Raw genomic sequence first — 2,886 nt, 5'->3', positions numbered from 1 at the left:
GGTCAGCTCCGCTTCCGCTGGGCGAGGTACGCGTCCGGGAGCCGGGCGAACGACTCGAACATACGCTGTCCGTCCGCGCCCCCCCCCGCCCGCGAGCACCCCGGGCTCGCCGCGCCCTGCGCGCCGGGGGGGGCGCCCGCCCCCCCCCACCAGCTGTTATTGGTGTGTGGCCTGGTTACACCACGCGGCGGGGCCCCCCCGCCCCCGGGGGGGGGCCCCGGGCTGGGTGGCGACTCAGTACGTGCGCAGGCCCCCGCATGTCTGGGCGCGGCGCAGGAACGCGGTCCAGTGCCGCCAAGTGGGGTCACCCACTGGCATCTCGGCGACGTGCACGCTCGGGTGTGCCTCGTAGGTGGCCAGCGCGGCGCTGATCTCCGCCACGGTGACGAGGAAGCCGTCGTTGCCCACGAGCTTGTAGGCCGGGATACCGGCCGGCTCGGACTCCGCGGCGTCTCGTACGGCCTCGTAGGCAGCTTTGAACTCGGCGATCCGGTCCACCGTGCTCTGGTCGCGCTCGGTGCCGGGCTGGAAGTCTGCCGACGTCAGTCCATAGGCAGACAGGTCCGGCCAGGACGGCACGGGCGCGTCGGCGAGCATCCCGAAGTTGGCCATCGCGTCGAGGGTTCTCGGCATTGCGGTCCAGGCGATTCGGAAGTAGTTCTCGTCGCCTTCGGCGGGCTTGCCGTCGGGAGTCTGGATGAAGATGTCGTATCCCACTAGGTCTCTCCAAGAGGTCGGTGCTGTCCCGGCCCGGCGTGGTGCCGGGCCGGTGGTGTCAGCGGTGGGCGGCGTGCCGAGGGTGCTGTTCGCCGCAGGTGGTGCATCGCGGGAGCCGGGTGCGGGCCTCCCAGCGCAGTTCGCCAGCGGCGAGAACGGCGAGGCCCACGGCAGCGCCGACGGCGAACGCGAGTAGCGCGGTCACGACTGTCATCGCGTCACCGGCTCGTCGCGGGCCGGGCAGGGCTGCATGAGCTGCATGCAGGCCACCAGCACGGCCTGGGCGTCGTTGGTCTTCAGGGCGTTGTCCAGTGCGGACTGCACGTGGGCCCGGTCTTCGTCGTCCTGTACGTGCGCGATCACGCAGGTGCAGGGACGTCGAGTGGTCTTCCCGTCGCTCGGCTGGTCCGCGTCCGTTCCGGGCATCAGGCGCGCACCCGCCCGACATGGGCGACGTAGACGGTGGCGATCTCGCCGTTCAGCTCCCAGACGGTCAGCGGCCAGTCCATGCCACCCTGTTCGTGGACGCACCGCCAGCCCTGCTCGGCCAGTTCGTGGGTGGCAACGCCGTACTCCTTGACGGCTGCGTGACGGTCCTCGAAGGGGCCCTGGACGATCTGGCTGGTGCGCCGGTGGTCCTTCGTCACCCCGTCGAGCCGGACGGAGACGAGGTCGATGAGCTTGGGTGCGAGGCCGCGTTCCGCGACGAAGGCGGCGATGGCCTGGACGAGGGGGACGACGTTGTTGGCGTGTTGCGCGTGCGCCCCGTCCTCGGTGGAGTTGTAGACCATCTCATCGATCGTCGGTATGTCGTGGTGCGCGCGCCGGACGTGCCACCCCTCGGCCTCGGAGGGGTCGAGGGGCAGTTCCTCGACCGAGGAGATCCACAGGTGCGACCCGTCGATGAGTTCAGCGGTGATGCCGTACATGCCGCCGCTGATCTCGACGTCGGTGACGAGCGGGATGCGCCGCAGCGCGGTGATGATCGGCTCGTAGGCGTTCCACAGCTTGCGCCACAGCGGGTCGTTGCTGTTGCCGTGTACGGGCATGGGGGCCATCGGCGCGAGTTCGTTGCTCACGGGTCTTCTCCAAGAGGTCTTGTGCCGGTCGACAGTACAGCGTTGGTATCTATCTCGGAAGCAGGTTGTTGCACCTGGGCTAGCAGACAGGGGGCCTCCTGCTCTCCTCCCGCACCCCGCGGGCGATTGCGGTCAGTGCGGCCAGCTCGTCCGCGCGCCGCTCGGCGGCGGCGGCGATATGCCTCGCCTCATGAGCGAGGCTGCGCGCCTGCATGAGCGCGAAGTGGTTGACGCGGCCATCCAGGCGAGTCTCCGCGCCACCGATCTCCTGGAGGAGTTCGTCAACGATGCCGTCACGAACGTGCTCGGCGTGACCGAGACCGTCGAGTTCCCGCTCACACTCCGCCCGGTCCCGGAGGTCTGCGATGTCGATGAGCATGTCACCTACCCCTTCGGGGTCTTCGCGATAGAGGTCGGCGAGGGCGCGGATCTGCCGATGGGCGGCGGCGCTGCCGTCGAGCGCCAGCAGCCCCCCGCACTTGCGGCGCAGGATGGGCAGGTAGCTCATGTCGTCCTCCCGTTCCGAAGGGGCCTCCCCCCTTCCTTGTGGTTTTATTCTATATGCATTGGGCGGGATGTCCATATTTTGCAGGAAAATCTTTCGGGTGCCTAAGTTTCCTTCCGCTTACGGGCCTTGAACTCGCGGACGGCTTCCCGTGCAGCCCTCTGAGCGGTCTCCAGCGGCTCCGTGCGCTCCTGCGCCTGTCGCAGCCGGTCCGCCGCTTCCTCGTGCCAGCCCTCCCAGAACTGCCCGTTCGCCCGGTGCTCCGCCGCCTTGGCCTCCTCCCGCTCCTTCTGGCGGCCGGAGCGCGGATTCGTCCCGCAGCCGCGACAGGAGGCAGCAGGGCGCCCACGGTGCCTTGCGCAGCCCTCCCGAGCCGCCTCAGGGCCCGGCCGCTGGGTGTCTGCCAGAGGGGGCGAAGGCTCCCCTACGGCGCCAGCCGTGGGGGTAGGGGGGTAAGGAAGGGAAGAGGAAGGAACAGGCAAGGAAGGGGGTGCCCCCGGGCAACCCACAGGGTGCCCCCCCGGGTGACCACCCGGTGAGACCGCGGGTGGCCGCCGCCCGGCACCCCCCCCGGGGGGCCCGGGG

At 70.0% G+C, this 2,886-nt stretch carries 5 protein-coding genes; all 5 read right to left on the bottom strand.

All coding sequences use genetic code 11. The features are described 5' to 3' along the window. Nucleotides 1-234: 234 nt before the first annotated feature. On the bottom strand, nt 235-717 hold the full coding sequence (locus ACFWI9_RS33655) for a hypothetical protein (protein WP_387168934.1): 483 nt from the start codon (nt 715-717) through the stop codon (nt 235-237). 58 nt (nt 718-775) lie between these two features. Continuing rightward, on the bottom strand, nt 776-931 hold the full coding sequence (locus tag ACFWI9_RS33650) for a hypothetical protein (RefSeq protein ID WP_387168932.1): 156 nt from the start codon (nt 929-931) through the stop codon (nt 776-778). Beyond that, entirely contained in the window at nt 928-1,143 is a 216-nt protein-coding gene (locus ACFWI9_RS33645; RefSeq protein WP_387168929.1) for a hypothetical protein, read from the bottom strand. The genes ACFWI9_RS33650 and ACFWI9_RS33645 overlap by 4 nt, the downstream gene beginning before the upstream one ends. Then, nucleotides 1,143-1,796, bottom strand: a complete 654-nt coding sequence (locus ACFWI9_RS33640; RefSeq protein ID WP_387168926.1) for a hypothetical protein — start codon at nt 1,794-1,796, stop codon at nt 1,143-1,145. Before ACFWI9_RS33640 ends, ACFWI9_RS33645 begins: the two co-directional genes overlap by 1 nt. 79 nt (nt 1,797-1,875) lie before the next feature. Then, complete coding sequence (locus tag ACFWI9_RS33635; protein ID WP_387168923.1) at nt 1,876-2,304, bottom strand: hypothetical protein; 429 nt, start codon at nt 2,302-2,304, stop codon at nt 1,876-1,878. Nucleotides 2,305-2,886: the final 582 nt, after the last annotated feature.

Source organism: Streptomyces sp. NPDC127084 (assembly GCF_042724175.1).
GTDB lineage: Bacteria > Actinomycetota > Actinomycetes > Streptomycetales > Streptomycetaceae > Streptomyces.
Note: the sequence above shows the minus strand (reverse complement) of the source record. Positions and strands in the feature narration are given on the sequence as shown.

What these genes read in the sequence shown, in the direction of transcription:
- ACFWI9_RS33650 (WP_387168932.1), bottom strand. Translation starts at nt 931, where the DNA reads ATGACAGTCGTGACCGCGCTACTCGCGTTCGCCGTCGGCGCTGCCGTG.
- ACFWI9_RS33645 (WP_387168929.1), bottom strand. Translation starts at nt 1,143, where the DNA reads ATGCCCGGAACGGACGCGGACCAGCCGAGCGACGGGAAGACCACTCGA.
- ACFWI9_RS33635 (WP_387168923.1), bottom strand. Translation starts at nt 2,304, where the DNA reads ATGAGCTACCTGCCCATCCTGCGCCGCAAGTGCGGGGGGCTGCTGGCG.